This window comes from Nemorincola caseinilytica (assembly GCF_039540515.1).
In the GTDB taxonomy this organism is placed as follows: Bacteria; Bacteroidota; Bacteroidia; order Chitinophagales; family Chitinophagaceae; genus Nemorincola; species Nemorincola caseinilytica.
The window spans coordinates 312,073-330,531 of sequence record NZ_BAABFA010000024.1; the positions used below are offsets into that span (position 1 = coordinate 312,073).

The 18,459-nt window shown below is 52.8% G+C and carries 14 protein-coding genes; 12 read left to right on the forward strand and 2 right to left on the reverse strand.

The genetic code is table 11. The features are described 5' to 3' along the window. Positions 1 to 6 precede the first annotated feature (6 nt). The 4 genes from ABD843_RS16000 to ABD843_RS16015 all read left to right on the forward strand — a co-directional run bounded on the left by ABD843_RS16000 (position 7) and on the right by ABD843_RS16015 (position 4,232). Positions 7 to 693, forward strand: a complete 687-nt coding sequence (locus ABD843_RS16000) for a succinate dehydrogenase cytochrome b subunit (RefSeq protein ID WP_345085466.1) — start codon at positions 7 to 9, stop codon at positions 691 to 693. A 50-nt stretch (positions 694 to 743) separates the two neighbouring features. Then, the gene (locus ABD843_RS16005; RefSeq protein ID WP_345085469.1) at positions 744 to 2,720 is read left to right on the forward strand and encodes a fumarate reductase/succinate dehydrogenase flavoprotein subunit; all 1,977 of its coding nucleotides are present in this window, start codon (positions 744 to 746) and stop codon (positions 2,718 to 2,720) included. Next, positions 2,720 to 3,397 carry a hypothetical protein gene (locus tag ABD843_RS16010; RefSeq protein ID WP_345085471.1) on the forward strand — a complete coding sequence of 226 codons (678 nt, stop codon included), beginning with the start codon at positions 2,720 to 2,722 and terminating at the stop codon, positions 3,395 to 3,397. Before ABD843_RS16005 ends, ABD843_RS16010 begins: the two co-directional genes overlap by 1 nt. Before the next feature lie 64 nt (positions 3,398 to 3,461). After that, a complete protein-coding gene (locus ABD843_RS16015) occupies positions 3,462 to 4,232 on the forward strand; it encodes a succinate dehydrogenase/fumarate reductase iron-sulfur subunit (protein WP_345085474.1) in 771 nt (256 codons plus the stop codon). Between the two features lie 208 nt (positions 4,233 to 4,440). Here ABD843_RS16015 and ABD843_RS16020 read toward each other — a convergent pair whose 3' ends face one another. After that, complete coding sequence (locus ABD843_RS16020; RefSeq protein WP_345085477.1) at positions 4,441 to 6,231, reverse strand: hypothetical protein; 1,791 nt, start codon at positions 6,229 to 6,231, stop codon at positions 4,441 to 4,443. Between the two features lie 112 nt (positions 6,232 to 6,343). Between ABD843_RS16020 and ABD843_RS16025 the strand changes: the two genes are divergently transcribed. From ABD843_RS16025 to ABD843_RS16060, 8 genes are all read left to right on the forward strand, one after another. Next, on the forward strand, positions 6,344 to 6,934 hold the full coding sequence (locus ABD843_RS16025; protein ID WP_345085480.1) for a hypothetical protein: 591 nt from the start codon (positions 6,344 to 6,346) through the stop codon (positions 6,932 to 6,934). Between the two features lie 64 nt (positions 6,935 to 6,998). Continuing rightward, on the forward strand, positions 6,999 to 8,825 hold the full coding sequence (gene uvrC, locus ABD843_RS16030; RefSeq protein WP_345085484.1) for an excinuclease ABC subunit UvrC: 1,827 nt from the start codon (positions 6,999 to 7,001) through the stop codon (positions 8,823 to 8,825). A 38-nt stretch (positions 8,826 to 8,863) separates the two neighbouring features. Next, on the forward strand, positions 8,864 to 9,535 hold the full coding sequence (locus ABD843_RS16035) for a copper homeostasis protein CutC (protein ID WP_345085487.1): 672 nt from the start codon (positions 8,864 to 8,866) through the stop codon (positions 9,533 to 9,535). A 6-nt stretch (positions 9,536 to 9,541) separates the two neighbouring features. Next, positions 9,542 to 10,453, forward strand: coding sequence for a ChaN family lipoprotein (locus ABD843_RS16040; protein ID WP_345085490.1), 912 nt, complete (start codon positions 9,542 to 9,544; stop codon positions 10,451 to 10,453). Positions 10,454 to 10,590: 137 nt separating this feature from the next. After that, a complete protein-coding gene (gene lptB, locus ABD843_RS16045) occupies positions 10,591 to 11,346 on the forward strand; it encodes an LPS export ABC transporter ATP-binding protein (RefSeq protein WP_345085493.1) in 756 nt (251 codons plus the stop codon). 150 nt (positions 11,347 to 11,496) lie between these two features. Further along, positions 11,497 to 13,014 (forward strand): GH3 auxin-responsive promoter family protein, encoded by a 1,518-nt coding sequence (locus tag ABD843_RS16050; RefSeq protein WP_345085496.1) that lies wholly within the window; start codon positions 11,497 to 11,499, stop codon positions 13,012 to 13,014. 100 nt (positions 13,015 to 13,114) lie between these two features. After that, positions 13,115 to 14,209, forward strand: a complete 1,095-nt coding sequence (locus ABD843_RS16055; protein ID WP_345085499.1) for an Ldh family oxidoreductase — start codon at positions 13,115 to 13,117, stop codon at positions 14,207 to 14,209. A 37-nt stretch (positions 14,210 to 14,246) separates the two neighbouring features. Next, on the forward strand, positions 14,247 to 15,971 hold the full coding sequence (locus ABD843_RS16060; protein ID WP_345085502.1) for a M23 family metallopeptidase: 1,725 nt from the start codon (positions 14,247 to 14,249) through the stop codon (positions 15,969 to 15,971). Positions 15,972 to 16,046: 75 nt separating this feature from the next. Here the strand turns inward: ABD843_RS16060 and ABD843_RS16065 are convergent, their stop codons facing one another. After that, on the reverse strand, positions 16,047 to 18,368 hold the full coding sequence (locus ABD843_RS16065) for a zinc-dependent metalloprotease (RefSeq protein ID WP_345085505.1): 2,322 nt from the start codon (positions 18,366 to 18,368) through the stop codon (positions 16,047 to 16,049). Positions 18,369 to 18,459: the final 91 nt, after the last annotated feature.

An 18,459-nucleotide genomic window follows, 5' to 3' on the forward strand; every position in this document is an offset into this window, starting at 1 on the left:
GATAAAATGAACTGGAAAAATTATTTCAGCACATCTATTGGTAAAAAACTCCTTGTTGGCGGTACCGGTCTCTTTCTCATTTCCTTCCTTGTGATACATTGCTATGTCAATGCTATGATACTGTGGAACGATAATGGCAAGCACTTTACCGAGGCAGCCGCCTTTATGGGAGGCAATGTAGCCGTAAGGATACTGGAGATAGGCCTTTTCGCAGGTCTCATACTGCACATTGTGCAGGGCCTCATGCTGTGGAGCCAGAACTCAAAGCGCCGCCCCGTGCGCTACGAGGTAAGCGCCGGCAGCAAGACCAGCCGCTGGTACAGCCGCTCTATGGGTCTGCTGGGTACGCTCATCCTATTGTTCCTTATCCTGCACCTTTATCATTTCTGGGCGCCCAACCGTTATGGTCAGGCCTTCGACCCTGCATGGCGCGAAGAGGACCTTTATGAGAAAATGGCGCTCGTTTTCAGCGAAACATGGGTGGTCGTTATATACATACTTGGTTGCTTCTCCCTGGCATGGCACCTTATGCATGGCTTCTTCAGCGGCTTCCAGACATTCGGCCTCACTACGCACAAGTACAAAGGCATGATACGCTCTATAGGCGTTGCTTTCTCTATACTCATACCGCTGCTGTTCGCCATCATGCCTATATACATGCATATGGTAGGCAATAGCGTACCTCACCAGTAATAGACCCCACGATCCATAATTTATAATTCAGAATTCCTAATTCAATATTCATGGCACTTAATGCTAAGATACCGGCAGGCGAACTGGCCCAGAAGTGGGAGAAATACAAATCTACCTGCAAGCTGGTGAACCCTGCCAACAAAAGGCAGCTGGAGATAATAGTTGTAGGTACCGGTCTTGCCGGCGCATCTGCTGCTGCATCACTCGGCGAAATGGGCTATAAGGTAAAGACCTTCTGCTTCCAGGATAGTCCGCGCCGTGCGCACTCCATAGCAGCACAGGGTGGTATAAATGCCGCCAAGAACTACCAGAACGATGGCGATAGCACTTACCGTCTTTTCTACGATACCATCAAAGGTGGCGACTACCGTGCGCGCGAGGGCAATGTGCATCGCCTGGCCGAGGTGAGCGCCAACATCATAGACCAGTGCGTGGCTCAGGGTGTGCCCTTCGCCCGCGAATATGGCGGTCTCCTCAGCAACCGTTCTTTCGGTGGTACACAGGTACAGCGTACATTCTATGCTGCGGGGCAGACAGGCCAGCAGCTGCTTATAGGCGCCTACCAGGCACTGGAGCGCCAGGTGGCCCTCGGCACAGTGACCCAGTACTCGCGCCACGAGATGCTGGATGTGGTGATCATAGACGGCAAGGCACGCGGCATCATAGCCCGCAACCTCGTTACCGGCGAGCTGGAACGCCACTTCGGCCATGCGGTGCTGCTTTGCACCGGTGGTTATGGCAACGTTTTCTACCTCTCTACCAATGCCATGGGCAGCAACGTTACCGCTGCATGGAAGGCACACCGCAAAGGAGCCTTCTTCGGTAACCCATGCTTTACGCAGATACACCCCACATGCATACCTGTTAGCGGCGACCACCAGTCAAAGCTCACCCTCATGTCAGAGTCGCTGCGCAATGATGGCCGCATATGGGTGCCCAAGAAACAGGGCGACAACCGCAAGCCTACCGATATAGCCGAGGAAGAAAGGGATTACTACCTGGAACGCAGGTACCCTGCCTTTGGTAACCTGGTACCGCGCGATGTGGCCAGCCGTGCCGCCAAAGAGCGTTGCGATGCCGGCTATGGTGTGGGGTCGTCCAAGATGGCCGTATACCTCGATTTCGCATCGGCCATAGAGCGCTACGGCAAGGTAGAGGCCAACAAGCAAGGCAAGGCCAATGCCGACAAGGCCACCATCATTGCCCTGGGTAAAGATGTGGTGAAAGAAAAATATGGCAACCTCTTCGATATGTACGCCAAGATAACCGGCGAGAACCCATACGAGGTGCCTATGCGTATATACCCTGCGGTACACTACACTATGGGTGGCCTGTGGGTAGACTATGAGCTCATGACCTCTGTGCCCAACCTATATGCCCTCGGTGAGGCCAATTTCTCCGATCACGGTGCTAACCGCCTCGGCGCCTCTGCCCTCATGCAGGGTCTGGCCGATGGTTACTTCGTTATACCATACACACTCGGCAACAACCTTGCCGATGACATACGCACCAAGGCCATACCTACCGATCACCCCGCATTCGTGGCGGCAGAGAAGGAAGTGGCCGACCGCATCAACCGCCTTATGGGCATCAAAGGCAAGGAGAGTGTGGAGAGCTTCCACAAGCGCCTTGGCAAGATAATGTGGGACAAATGCGGTATGGGCCGCAACGCAGCAGGTCTGCGCCAGGCCATAGAAGAGATACAGGCACTGCGCAAGGAGTTCTGGAGCAATGTGCGCATACCCGGCGAGATCAACGAGTTCAACCCCGAGCTGGATAAGGCCAACCGTGTTGCCGACTTCCTGGAGCTGGGCGAGCTGATGTGCAAGGATGCCCTGGACCGCAACGAAAGCTGCGGTGGCCACTTCCGCGAGGAATCGCAGACCGAGGATGGCGAGGCGCTGCGTGATGATGAAAAGTACATGTACGTTGCCGCATGGGAGTACAAGGGCGAAAGCCAGTACGAACTGCACAAGGAAGACCTCATTTACGATGTGGTACACCCAAGCGCGCGTAGCTATAAATAATGAACAAGTGGCTGCTCATATCAGTGTTCTGCTTTGGTAGTACTGTATGTGCGGCCCAGGATGAGCAAGTTCTTTCACATATACCGGCCATCGGTAGCGCCATAAAGGCTTTTATACCTAAAGGATACGATAGTGTATATAGTGCTCGTGGCGATATGAATAAGGACGGGCTGGAAGACGTGGCCATAGTACTGGCCAAGACCGTACAGGAGCCGGGAGACGAAAACGTGAACGACGACCCGGCGAAGGATGCAGATGAAGGGTACAGGTATCTGGTAGTACTGCTGAGGACCGCCAACGGATGGAAACTCGGTGGCAAAAGCGCTACAGCGGTATACTGTCGTACCTGTGGTGGCGTTTTCGGCGACCCGTTCGAGAGCATCACTATCAAAAAGGGAGTGATGGTGATAGAACACTATGGTGGTTCGCACACACGGTGGGCTGTTACCACCAGGTTCCAGTACAGGGGCGATGCGTTCTACCTGATAGGCAGAACGGATGCCAATATGGAGTCGACATGGGATTGCGATGAGCAACCCATAGAACTGACAGACACGAACCTGCTTACCGGCGAACGGTACAGGAAAACGGTGACCCGGGAGTGCAAGCATGTGCTGGACAAAAAAGACAGGGTACCGAAGAGTCCGTTAGTAAGACTTGAGGATGTGAAAGAGTGACGACAGTTGAAAATGAATTGAGTAAAGAAATAATAATATATCTCTACGATAAAGAAGTATACTTATGCAGCATTATAACATGAACCTCAACCTCAAAGTATGGAGGCAGAGGAATAACAAGGTAAAAGGCCATTTCGAAACATTCCATGTAAAGGGGATATCTTCCGAGATGTCTTTCCTCGAAATGTTCGATGTACTGAACGAGCAGCTCGTTGCAGAAGGCAAAGACCCCATAGCTTTCGATCATGACTGCCGCGAGGGCATATGCGGTATGTGCAGCATGTACATCAATGGCCGTGCGCATGGCCCATGGCACGAGACCACTACCTGCCAGCTGCATATGCGCGAGTACAGGGATGGCGATACCATAGTGGTAGAGCCTTGGCGTGCCGATTCGTTCCCCGTTATCCGCGACCTGGTGGTAGACCGTTCGGCCTTCGACCGCATCATAGCGGCCGGTGGCTATATATCTGTGAATACAGGTAATGCTGTAGATGCCAACTCACTGCCCATAGAGAAGCAGAAGGCCGATGAGGCTTTTGCTGCTGCTACCTGCATAGGTTGTGGTGCCTGTGTGGCCGCCTGCCCCAATACATCGGCCATGCTCTTCGTATCGGCCAAGGTGTCGCACCTGGCGCTGCTGCCGCAGGGCGATCCCGAGCGCAAGGTACGCGCTGTGAACATGGTACAGCAGATGGATACCGAAGGCTTCGGTAGCTGCACCAATATAGGCGCCTGCGAGGCAGAATGTCCCAAGGGCATATCGCTAGAGAACATAGCCCGCCTCAACAGGGAATATGTAAGTGCGGTATTCTCTGGCAGCAAGCAAGGATAAAATTGCTCCTATATATAACTTCAAAGGGTCGGATGGTGATGCCATCCGACCCTTTTATATTTACAGGTATTGCTATGTTCTCATATCAATTGAACACCTAAATGATGCATTTGTTCAGCCCCTCCCAAGCCTCCCCATTGGGGAGGTGATGAACTGTGGAATGTTGAGAAGATATTTTGCATGCTAGATATAGATGTAGAAAATGGTATTACTCGCTGAACTGTATGGCCTGCATATCCAGCACATGTATCTCTACACCCGTGCCCGCGTTCCAGAACCGTACATGCACACTGTCAAATGGCTTTCGGGGCAGGTCCATGTCCAGCGCTATGGTGCGGGTCTCCTGGCGGTTCAGCACCCTGTACACTCTCAGCAGGTTCTGTTTCACTACAGCGTTCTTGTTCTTGCTGTCTGTCAGCTCTGCTATCATCTGGGTCATTTTCCAGGTGTCCCATTCTTTCTCCGTACTGCGGAAGGTAGCCTCTATCCTTAGCCGGTCGCCCTTACTGCGGTCTATCGCAAATGCATATACAGGGCTTTCCTGGTGGTCTTTATCCAGCCGCAGGTAACGGGTATGTGTGGTGGTGTCTGCTACATATGCGCTGCCGGTATCCTGCGCAAAGCTGGCGTGCCATATCACCTTGCTGTTCATGGGCTGTTCTTCGTACAGGTCGGCATTGTCGCGCAGGAAGATAGTGCCCTCCGGTGCGCTCCAGCGGCCCACCACCCGCCAGAAGTAGCGTTTGGTCATACTTTCGCTATCATACAGCTTGCCGCCATGGTACTGCACTGTAAGCCATAGATTATAGTAGGTCAGCAGCAGTACCACCGGCCAGAAGATCACTGCCAGCCACCTCCTTTCAATAGCCACCTCTACCGCCGCCGCTATGGGAAACATCAGTACCGGGTAGCTCTGTACCATGGCCCTGCCGCCATACCACCATATGTCCCATGCCGTCACCACATAATAGTTCAGCAGGAAGAAGGCTATGATGGCCACTTTGTTCTTTCCTCTCATTGCAAAAGGAAGCAGGCCCAGGAAGGCAAATACCATAATGGGGCTGTACACCAGCCAGCCGCTGCGGTAGCTGAGGGTATAGTCATATATGTGCGGATGTTTCCACGAGAACTCCTGCCCGCCATAGCTATACACCATCCAGTGCCCCGATGCGTATTTCCAGTATATAAGCTGTATGGCCACTACAGGTGCGGCGCACGCCACTGCCAGCAGGAAGAGCCTGTACCTGCTCACAAGCAGTGCCATGCGTTCGCGTATGCTCGTTATCGATATTCCCTCCATGCCCCACAGCAGCGGTATCATGCAGGACAGTATATCTGTAGGGCGGGTAAGCGTGGCCAGGCCCACCAGCAGGCCTATGCGTATGGCGTGTTTTGCTTTATATTCCCTGTAGAAATGGTGCGTGTTCAGCAGCAGCAGCACATAGAGCGTGAACAGCCAGCAGTGCGACATGCCACAGTCTATGGCCGCATAGTTCAGATAATTGCTGCCTGCTGCCAGCATCAGCAGGGCTATAGCCACTACCTTATCGTCATAGTACAGGAGCAGCAGCCTGCGCAGGTACCATAGTCCCAGTATCGATACCAGTATACCACCTAGTTGTATGGCCAATTGGTAGGGTGGGGAGAAGCCATCAGGCGGGTAGCCCAGTGGCTTTGCCATTATATGTGCCGCAGCAAAGAATGGCAGGTACATCACCGCCATGCCCGATGAGTACTTCATCACATAGTTGCCGTTCTCCACCTTCATCGCCTGCTGAAAATCCTGGTTGGTGGGGGCGTACCTGTTCAGTATACTGTCTTTGAACGACTGACCCGTGAGGTCGTTGTATATGAATATGGAGGGCAGGTACCAGTAATACCCCGATACGTCCCACGATAGGGTGGCCTCTGTCTTTTCCTGCTTCCATTTGGGGTAATACCAAAAGGATGCTACGAGCATCAGCGCAACAGATACCATATACGCAATGCGTGACAACATGGGGACTATTGTAGTGGGGGCCGGGTTGAGAAGGGGCCGGTCCCGGTCTAAAGAAACGGCAACTTTGGCACATTTGCGCATTCCTTCCGTACAAGTTTATTATTTTTATGCCGTGATACCAATATCCCGCCTCTGGGCGCTCCTTGCTGTTCTGTTCCTGTTCCTTTCTGTTTCTGCCTGTAAAGAGGACGAGACACCAGAAGGTGTCAACCCTGCCGAGGGTTCCTATTTTTCCATAAGGCAGTATGCGCAGGACCAGTGGAACACCTTCAGGGGCGAGCCCTTCCTCATCCTGAAGACCGTAAGGGTGAACAAGGGAAAGTACGACAGCAGCTATACCAATTCCGATACGCTGGATTGGGGAGGGATACTGCAGAAGTTCTTCGCCACCGAGATAAGCGACCCCTCTTTTCTGGGCAAATACAAGTTCACCCAGTTCAACGACGAGCAGGACGATTCGCACAACTATTTTTATGAGGCGCTCGAGGACGACCTGTATACTCGCAAGCTGCTCATATCTGTAAGCCAGGAGACCAATGTAGCGCAGGGTATATATATAGAGGCCATAGACAAGGCACCGCTGGAAGAAAGGATGGTGAAGCTCTACTACAAGCCCATGAAGCGCATTCAGATACAGGAGATAGTGACACCGCTCTTCGGCGAAAAGACACATACCGTCACCGAGTACGAGTTCGAGCGGTGACCGGCGGCCTCGGTGTGTTGGTTTCCTGTAAATAGGCGAATAATAACGAAGGGATAGTGAAGAGATGACAAGAGAGCAATTCAGCGACATATCGCAGACCATACCCAACAAGCCCGGCTGTTACAAGTATTACGACCGGCAGGGCGAGCTGCTGTATGTAGGCAAGGCCAAAGACCTGCGCAAGCGGGTAAGCTCCTATTTCAACAAGACGGTAGATAATGTAAAGACCCGCAGGCTCGTTGCCCTCATCCACAGCCTCGACTTTACTATTACCGATAGCGAGCACGATGCTTTCCTGCTCGAGAATTCACTTATCAAGCACTTTCAGCCCCGCTTCAATATCGCCCTCAAGGACGATAAGACCTATCCATATATCGTCATCCGAAACGAGGCCTTTCCGCGTGTCTTCCTCACCCGCCGCATAGTGCGCGACGGCTCGGAATACCTGGGGCCTTTTACAGGGGTCTTTCATGTAAAAGAGCTGCTGGAGCTGATAAAGCAGAACATTCCCCTGCGTACCTGCAACCTCAACCTTTCGCCCGCCAATATAGCCAGGGGCAAATACAAGGTGTGCCTGGAATACCACCTGGGCAATTGCAAAGGCCCATGCCAGGGCTTCCAGTCGGTAGAAGATTATAATACCGGCCTGCAGCAGGTACGCCATGTTCTCAAAGGCAATATAGGCGATGTGATAAAGCACCTAAGGGGAGAGATGATGAAACACGCCGCCGCGCTGGAGTTCGAGAAAGCGCAGGTGCTGAAGCACAAGATAGACTGGCTGCATGGCTACAGCGCACGCTCTGCCGTTGTGAACCCCCGTATGGACAATGCCGATGTGGCCACCATCCTCAGCGACGAGCACAGCTACTTTGTGAACTATATGATGGTGAGCATGGGCAGCGTGATACAGGTGAAGACCATTATGATAGAGAAGGTGCTGGACGAGCCCGAGAGCGATGTGCTCTCGCTGGCGCTCGATACCATGCGCAATACCTTCCAGAGCAATGCCAATGAGGTGATAGTGCCTATAGAGATAGATGTGACCGACCCTGCCGTTAAGGTGACCATACCCAAGGTGGGCGACAAGAAAAAGCTGCTGGAGCTAAGCCTGAAGAACGCAGAGATATTCAAAGAGGACATTCGCAAGAAAAAGACCCTGCTCATAGCTGAGAAGACCCGAGAAGAGCATATGGCCGTGCTGGAAGAACTGCAGGATTCCCTGCAGCTACCCGACCTGCCTGTGCATATAGAATGTTTCGATAACTCCAACTTCCAGGGGGCATACCCGGTATCGGCCATGGTGTGCTTCCGCAATGGCCAGCCGTCCAATAAGGATTACCGTCACTACCACATCAAGACCGTAGAGGGCATCAACGACTTCGCCTCCATGAGCGAGGTAGTATACCGCCGCTACAAGCGCCTCACCGATGAGCAGCGCCCCCTGCCGCAATTGGTGATCATAGATGGTGGCAAGGGTCAGCTTGGCGCCGCGCTGGAAAGCATAGAAAAGCTGGGTCTTACCGGCCGCATGGCCCTTGTGGGCCTGGCCAAGCGCGAGGAATCCATTTTCTTCCCTGGCGATACCGACCCCATACAGCTTCCCTACGATAGCCCGGCGCAACTGCTCATACGCCGCATTCGCGACGAGGTACACCGTTTCGGCATCACCTTTCACCGGCAGACCCGCAGCAAGGGCACCTTCAAGAACGAGCTGGAAGGCATACCCGGCATAGGGGAGAAGACCGCTACCGACCTGCTCAAAGAGTTCCGATCGGTAAAGAACATCAGAACACTCACCGAACGCGAGCTTACCCGTGTGATAGGCGCATCCAAGGCCCGCGTGGTATGGGAATATTTCAATTCCACCACCTCCGGCGAGCAGCCCGTTTGATATTGTGGCCACACTTAGTACATTTACCGTACCGAACCATGGTACTGGAAGTTTGTGCATATAATATAGCCTCGTGCATCATAGCAGGCAAGGCCGGTGCAGGCCGCATAGAGCTTTGTGTGAACCCGCTGGAAGGTGGCATCACGCCCAGCTTTGGCCTCATAGAGTATGTGGCAGAATATGTGCCCATACCAGCCTTCCCCATGATACGCCCGCGCGGCGGCAGTTACGTTTACGATACCCACGAGCTGGCCATCATGAAGAAGGACATTCTGCGGTGCCGCGATATGGGCTGCAAGGGTATAGCCACAGGTATACAACTGCCCGATGGCCGCCTCGATGCCGATAACATGAAGCGCCTGGTAGAATGGGCATACCCCATGCAGGTAACCTGCCACAAGGCGTTCGATGTCACACCCGATGCATTTGCCGCGCTAGATGTGCTCATAGCCGCAGGTGTCAGCAGGGTACTTACATCAGGCCTGCGCAAGACCGCCCTGGAAGGCGCAGACCTGCTGCGGCAGCTGGTAGCGACAGCCGATGGCCGTATAGTGATAATGCCCGGCGGCAGTGTGCGCTCCTCCAATATAGCACAGCTTGCCGCAGCTACAGGGGCTGTAGAGTTCCATAGCTCGGGCATACTTTCCATGGCCATGGGTCAGGTGGCCAATGAGGATGAGGTACGCAAAATGGTGAACGAATTAAAATAACGTAAAATGAAAAAGATATTTCTCTCCCTTCTGGCACTGCCGTTCTTTGCCTCTGCGCAAAAGCTCGATGAGAACAATTACCGCATATACTCTGTAAAGCAGGGCAAAGAGGTAACGCTCAAAGAAATGGTGTCCGATATGGATAACTATGATGTAATGCTCTTTGGCGAGGAGCACAACGATAGTGTCACCCATTTCCTCGAATTCTCTGTGTTCGAGCTTATGCACCTCAAATACGGCTCAGACCTCGCACTCTCGCTCGAGATGTTCGACCGCGATGTGCAGCCCGTAATGGACGAATACCTGCAGGGTTTCATAAAGGAGAAATACTTCAAAAAAGATGCCCGTGCTTGGAACAATTACCGCGACTACAAGCCCATGGTAGACTTTGCTCGCCAGAAGAAGCTGGATGTGGTATGTGCCAATGCGCCCAGCCGCTACACCAACTTGGCCGGCCGTGGCGGGCAGGGTATACTCAAAGAACTGCCCGATGATGCGAAGAAGTACATAGCCCCACTGCCGTACGATACTGCTACGGGGCCATACCATGCCAAACTGACGCTGGTGACCCATATGCCCGCCACCACTGCCGATACAACGGCAAAGAAGGGCAGGCCCTTCAATATGATCACCGCCCAGTCTCTGTGGGATGCTACTATGGCCTACTCTGTTACCGGTTACCTCGATCAGAAGAAGAACAAGGGAAAGAAGATAATGCATGTCAATGGCAAGTTTCACAGCGATGAGGGCTATGCCGTGGCCACACAGATGGGTAAGTACAACTCCAAGCTGCGCAAGCTTATAATATCGGCCGCCAGCGATGAGTCTTTCCCCAAGGTGAATTGGGAGACCCTGAAACCCAATGGCGACTATATCATTGTCACCGATCCCAAGGTGCCTAAGACGTATAGCGAGTAGTCTTAAGATATATACAATGAATAAATGTGAGGTGTCTGTACAGGATGCCTCTTTTTATTTTTCCGGAAGTGTTAAATCCTCTTCATTTCCCATAAACTACCCGTCTTTTGTTATTTTTGCGGACAAATTAGCACCGGTTGAGGATACACACACAAGGTCTTGTAAAGCAGTATGGTAAACGTACCGTAGTGAACAATGTGTCGTTCGAGGTGAGCCAGGGCGAGATAGTAGGGCTTTTGGGGCCCAATGGTGCAGGCAAGACCACTTCGTTCTACATGGTGGTAGGTATCGTGAAGCCCGATCAGGGCCAGGTGTTCCTGGATAATGAGGAGATCACCAAGCTGCCCATGTACAAGCGTGCCAAGATGGGAGTAGGCTACCTGCCGCAGGAGACCTCTATCTTCCGCAAGATGTCTGTGGCGGATAATATAGCTGCCGTGCTGGAGATGACAAAGCTGACCCGGGCCGAGCAGCAGCGCAAGCTGGAAGAATTGCTGGACGAATTTCACCTGCAGCATGTGCGCAAAAGCCCCGGCGATGTGCTGAGTGGTGGTGAGAAACGCCGTACCGAGATAGCCCGTGCCCTGGCCGTAAATCCGAAGTTCATACTGCTCGACGAGCCCTTTGCCGGTATAGACCCCATAGCGGTAGAGGATATTCAGAGTATAGTGGCCACGCTCAAGTACAAGAACATAGGTATACTCATCACCGATCATAATGTGCAGGAGACCCTCTCCATTACCGACCGTGCCTACCTCCTTTTCGAAGGAAGGATACTAAAGGCCGGTACTGCTGAGGACCTCGCCGCCGACGAGCAGGTGCGCAAAGTATACCTCGGCCAGAACTTCGAGCTTCGCAGAAAAGATTATCTTACAGCTAAGAAGCAGGGGTAAGGAATTATAAGTTAGGAATTGGGAATTAGGAATAGGTAATAGGAATTAGGGCTTGGGATCTGTGATCTGATATTTGGAATTTGATCTTTTGGAATTTACAATTTGATCTTTTAAGATCTGGAATTTGACTTTTTGGAATTTTTTTAAAGAATGAGCATCATTAGTCCGGCATTCAGGGGTTACATCAAGCTTCGTCAGAGCGCGATAGATAACTTCATGCACAACCCTATAGATACCCAGCAGCAGGTATTCAACGAGCTTGTCGGGTCTGCTCAGTTCACCGAATATGGTAAAAAGTACCGTTTCCAGGATATCGACAATATCTCCGATTTCCAGAAGAAGGTACCGATAAACGACTACGAGACCCTCAAGCCCTATATACACCGCATACTGGAGGGCGAGCAGAATGTGCTCTGGCCATCGCCCATCACATGGTTCGCCAAGTCTAGCGGCACCACCAGCGACAAGAGCAAGTTCATACCCGTGAGCAAAGAGTCGCTCGATGATAACCATTACCGCAGCGCGCGCGATGTGCTGGCACTCTACCTGCGGTACAATCCCAATGCCAATGTCACATCGGGCAAATGCCTGATACTTGGTGGCAGCCACCAGGTGAACCAGCTCAATGCTGCATCCTTTTTTGGCGATCTGTCGGCCGTAATGTTGCAGAACATGCCGCTGGCCGGCCAGTTGTTCCGCCTTCCCGAGATGTCCATTGCCCTCATGACCGAGTGGGAAGAGAAGATAGAGCGCATGGCGCACAGCACCATCAAAGAGAATGTGACCTACATAGCCGGTGTACCCACCTGGACGGTAGTGCTCATAAAACGAATATTCGAGATAACGGGTGCCAACAACCTGCTGGATATCTGGCCCAACCTGGAGCTATACATACATGGTGGTGTCAATTTCACCCCCTACCGCCGCCAGTTCGAACAGCTCATACCATCTCCCCGCATGTCCTATCGCGAGACATACAACGCCTCAGAGGGCTTCTTTGCCGCGCAGGACAGAGAGGACGAGGAAGGCATGATGCTTTTCCTCAATCATGGCATATTCTACGAGTTCATGCCTACAGAGGAGTATGGCAAGGAAGAACCACGCACCCTAACGCTCAAGGAAGTAGAGCTGTACAAGAACTATGCCCTCGTCATCAGTACCAATGGCGGCCTGTGGCGCTATGTGGTAGGCGATACCGTGCAGTTCACCTCGCTCGATCCCTTCCGTATCAAGGTCACCGGCAGGCTCAAGCATTTTATCAATGCCTTTGGCGAGGAGGTTATCGTGGACAATGCCGACAATGCCATAGCCATAGCCTGTGCGGAGACCGGCGCCATAGTGGCCGACTATACTGCCGCCCCCGTTTACATGACCGGTGATAGTAATGGCGCACACGAATGGATCATAGAGTTCGAGCGGCTGCCTGTGCCGTTGAGTACGTTCACGACTCTGCTTGATAAGTCGCTGCAGGCCATCAATTCCGATTATGAGGCGAAACGCCACAAGGATATAGCGCTGCGCATGCCCATAGTGCACGAAATGCCCTCTGGGGGCTTCCGCCGCTGGCTGAAGGATAAGGGCAAACTGGGAGGCCAGCACAAGGTGCCCCGCCTCAGCAACGATCGCAAATACCTGGAAGAACTAATGCCCTATACACAAGGTAACTAGTTCTTCTATGAATAACATTTTATAACACTAACACAACCCACCTCCCTCTTCTTTGGAGAGGCCTGCCTGCCGGCAGGCAGGGTCGGGGAGAGGTCCGATCATGGAACATATCTTTTCTTACCATAGTTTATCTGCTTTTACCAAGGCCATATTCATTGCCATAGGTTGCGACGATGCCTCTGCTGCATTGGCTACAGAGGTTCTGCTCTCTGCCGACCTCCGCGGTATCGATAGTCATGGCGTGGCACGTCTTTCGGGCTATGTGCGCCTGTGGGAGGCCGGCCGTATCAATGCCACTCCTCATATCCGCATAGTACACGAGACCCCATCTACCGCCGTTATAGATGGCGATGCAGGGCTGGGCCTTGTGGTAGCCCCATATGCCATGGAAGTGGCCATACGCAAGGCGCAGACCGCCGGTACAGGCTGGGTGAGCGTGCGCAATAGCAATCACTTCGGTATAGCGGGCTACCATGCCATGATGGCCCTACAGCACGATATGACCGGCATTGCCATGACCAATGCCAGCGCGCTCGTAGCGCCTACTTTTTCCATAGAGCGCATGCTGGGTACCAACCCCATAGCGGTGGCTATACCTGCAGGTACGCAGCCGCCATTTGTGGCCGATATGGCCACCACCACGGCCGCCAATGGCAAGCTGGAGATACTGCAGCGCAAAGATGCTCCCGCACCCCTTGGCTGGGTACAGGACAAGGACGGCGCCGATACCACCGATGCCAACATACTGAAGAAACAAGGCGCCCTGCTACCCCTTGGCAGCGATAGGGAGCATGGTAGTCACAAGGGCTATGCCCTGGGTAGTATAGTAGATATATTCTCGGCAGTATTCAGCGGTGCCAGCTATGGCCCGTGGGTGCCCCCCTTCCCGGCCTATGTACCTATGCCGCAGGGTATGCCCGGGCAGGGCCTTGGCCATTTCTTCGGGGCCATGCGGGTCGATGCTTTCCGCCCGGCACAGGAGTTCAAAGAACATATGGACAACTGGATAGGCAGGTTCCGAAATGCTACCCCTGCTCCCGGCCACGAAAGGGTGCTGATACCCGGCGATCCCGAGCGCGAAACAGAGGCCATACGCGCGGCAGAGGGTATACCTGTGGTAGATAGTGTTGTCTCTGACCTGCGGGAGCTGGCCGCTAAAATGAATGTACCCTTCCCCGCTGCAATGACCGCATGATGGTGTAACTTGCTGGTTCATCAGCTTCTTTACCGCAATGAGTATTGCAAAATATATTCTGCCCTCTGTGCTGCCGCTTGTGTGTGCAGCACAAGAGCCCGGTTCGCCATATCCGCAAGACCTTTTCCGCAACCCGCTCGATATTCCCATATCGCTTGCGGGCAACTTCGGAGAGTGCCGCCCGGGCCACTTTCACAGTGGTCTCGATATTCGCACGCAGGGTAGGGAAGACCTTCCTGTATATGCCGCTGCCGAAGGCTACATCTCGCGCATCAAGACAGATAAGGGCGGCTTCGGTCATGCCATATATATCACGCATCCTAATGGCTATACTACCCTGTATGCCCACCTCAATAAGTACATACCCTTTCTGCAGACCTACCTGCGCCAGCAGCAGTACGAACGCAAGCGCTGGGATGTGGATATATCCCTCAAGCCCAGCCAGTTCCCTGTTCGCAAGGGCCAGCAGATAGCATGGTCGGGCAATACCGGCTCCTCCTCTGCACCTCACCTGCACTTCGAGATACGCAATTCCGAGACAGAGCATCCGCTCAATCCCCAGCTATTCGGTCTGCGGGTGGAGGACGATATCGCACCCACCATCCGCGAGGTGGTCTTTTATGGCAGCAATGTTTACGAGGGGGCTCCCATCACAGTAGCTATGGCAAAACAGGGTAGCCGTTACAAACCCACCCGCGCAGGCAACAGCCGCCTGCGTATGAACAACGATACGCTGGAGGTGCAGGAAGGCCTTGTAGGGGTAGGTATAAATGTGGACGATTATATGAATGGCAGCGAGAACACCATCACCTTCTACATCGCACGCCTGTTCCTTGATGGGGAACAGGTATCAAAGGTAACGATGGATGATATAGGCTATGATGAGTCGCGCTACGTCAATGCCTATACCGATCATAAGACACGCCAGCAAACAAAACGCTGGGTGCAGTGTATGTTCAAGGTACCGGGCAACAAGCTCACCAGGATATACAAGTTCAGCGGCAGCGATGGCCGCATAGACCTCACCGACAAGGCTACGCACGAACTGAAAATAGAGATAACCGACAACAATGGTAATACCAGCACTGCTACCATGTATGTATCACCCTGTATACGCGAGGAAGCGCCTGCCGCAGATGCAGAATGTACGCCGTTCAGGGTAGGGAAGGTGAATGAATACAGTGGCCCGGGCATATCCTTCACCATCGATGAACGCCAGTTATACGACGATATATGCCTTAGTGTAAGGTCTACCCCCGATGCCGCTGCGCTCTCAGAGAAGTACAGGGTACATTATCCATACATTCCCCTGCATCATTACTTCGACCTAAAGGTGAAACCAAGTAAGACCATTCCCTTCGACCTCCGCAGCAAGGTGGCGCTTATGTATACCGATGGCAAGGATACCGATGGCAAAGAGGCGGCATCGGTAGAGAATGGCTGGTACAAGGCCAGCGTGCGCAACTTTGGTACTTACTGGCTGGCGCTGGATACTACAGCGCCTGTTATACGGTCTGTGCATAAGAACGGCGCCGATCTATCCCGCTTAAAACAGCTCACCCTCACCGTCAAGGACGACATGACATCTGTACGCAGTTTCTCCGGTACGATAGATGGGGAATGGGTATGCTTCGAGCAGCATGGCAATTCCTTCTTCTACGAGTTCGATGAGCATTGCACCCGTGGCCGGCACGAGCTTGTCTTCAAGGCCGAGGACGAGAACGGCAACAAAGCCACTTACAAGCTCGATCTTTCAAGGTAATATCACATGCCATAGAACTAAGAAGGGGCAAGCATGGCGCTTGCCCCTTCTTTATTATCATTCATTAAGGTGTCATTATTGCTTGCTCAGTGTGCCGGTATAGGCATTGTTGCCGCCTACTATGCGGTAGAAGTACATGCCGGCAGGCAGCATAGTAGCATCTATCACATTGGTGCTACCACCGCGCAGCACCTGGGTCTGTACCAGCCTGCCATCGGCGCTGTAGAGCCTTATGGTGAGCTCATCGCTCTCCGAACCCGACAGCGAAACATTCCACATTGTATTGGTAGGGTTGGGGTAGATCTTTACTGCATTGTGCTTCGCATCTATATCTTCCACGCTTGTAAGCGAGCTGTTGTAGAAGCCCGATCCGCCACCTTTCAGGTTGCTGGTCCTCATGTTGGCGAACATGGTGCTGCCCACAGTGCTCACGGCCCAGTTGGTGGTGCTAGCCGCACTGCCCAGCGTATATACCGATACATTGGCCGCTGTAGTGAAGCGCACGCTGTCTATCGCAGGGTTGGGGTTCACCGGTGCGTTCACCCTGTACATCTTCAGGTTGGCCATAGATGTAGGGCCGGGTACGCTGCCGTCTACATCTGTAGTGTCCTGCGCGGTGAAGGGGAACATCACCGTTACAGGAGACGAAGGCGTAGCTGTAGCATTTATCTTCCAGTACCTGCGCATGGCTATCACCACGGGGGTAGCGCCTGTGATGCCTGTTGGCAGCATCATCGTATCTCCCTTGTTCGACCCGTACATGGGGCTAGTGCCTGTTTCTACGGTGAAGCCTGTAGAGTCCAGCCCGCCTATGAAGTTGCCATGTTTCTGTATGGCCAGTACCAGGGTGTCATCGCCATATGCGGCAGTGTTCTTGTCGAACCAGTAGTAGGTAGTGGTATCGGTGTTTGTTATGTTGGTACACTCCCTGTTAGCCACCAGTTTCTTGTTCGACCTTGAGAGGCCTGTAGTGGGTGTATATACTGCGCCGCAGGTGGGGAATGCCGTAGACGTGCTGCCCATGCGTGAGCGTATATAACGGCGTATAGTGTCGCCGGGCTGTGTGCCGAAGCCTTTGGTGAAGTTGATGCCTACCGATTGCAGGTGGCAGTAACTCATTATGGTACCACCGCCCGAAGGGTAGAGGGGCGATGTATTGGGGCAGGAGCCCTCCTGTGTCTGGCATACGTCTATAGCCGTATTGCGCGCAGGTGGGTTCCATACGCAGGCATGTGTGTGTGGCGATCCTACCATGTGGCCCATTTCGTGCGCCATCACCATTACGTTCCAGCTATATGATGGGAATGTGGTAAGGCCCACATTGTCCAGGTTCGAGAAACCATAAGATCCGCTGGAATCGGATGCGCTGTACGAACGGCATATGGCCCTCAGCCACGCTACACCACCCATAGTGCCATAGCGGGTAGATGCCAGCAGGGCCACATCGCAGCCATGCATCACGTTCTTCGTCACCCATCCGAATTTGTAAAGGAAACGCCTTGATGTGGCGCTTGCTATGCTCATATATTCATCGCTGGCAGTATTCACCTGCAGGTACTTCAGCGATATCAGTACGCCCTCATTGCGGTATATGGTGGCCTGGCTGTTGAAAAGTGAGGTCATATAGTTGGTAGCCGTCGTCACGTTCGATCCCTTCTTTACATACATATCATAGTCTACCACCTCGTATACCTGCACTGCGGTACAGTTGTTATACACATTGTTGTTGAAGAAAGTGGTCGTTTTCGATCCCAGAGGGTTGCTTTCCATTTCATCATGCAGTTGGTCTGTACTGCACACCGGGCCATCGCGCTTTATCTTCAGCAACTTGTCGTTATACAGTATGTAGTTCAGGTTATTCTCATCGCGTCCTATCAGGCTGTTGGGCGCCAGTACGAAGTTGCCCACATCAGGTATAGAGAACAGGCCATATACCTCGCCATTGAAGAACGAGAAAGATGCCAGCGACCCCGGGTATCCCTTTACCACGCCGCTGTAGTACAGGCCGCGAGTATAGTTCACCAGTTGGTCCTTACCGTTCTCCCCGCGTGCATGTACCTCGAAGCTGTTCGAAAAATAGTCGTACCTGCCCAGCTCTATCGTGTATGCGCCGCCGCCTACACCGGGTATGGTAAGGCTTATAGCAGTGGTCTTCTGCTGCATGAACATGCCCAGGTTGGCCAGGTCTATGCTCAGCGGTTGCACTTCCTCTACATATTTCAGCAGTTCCTTTTTGTCAAAGTTGTTGTCGGCCTGCCATATATTGCTCACCGGGGCGAACGTGTTGGTGGTCTTCATCCTTGCGATGAAAGATTCTATGGGGGTTATGGCCGAGGCTGTGAGGGTACACATGCCTGCTACAAGCAATGAGCATAGGTATTTTGCCGTCCTGTTCATTTGTTTGATTATTAATGATTTACGTTGTTTTGCGTTATGCAATATATAGAACATTTCTCACAGCCCGAAAAAATTAACAAAGTCTAATTTC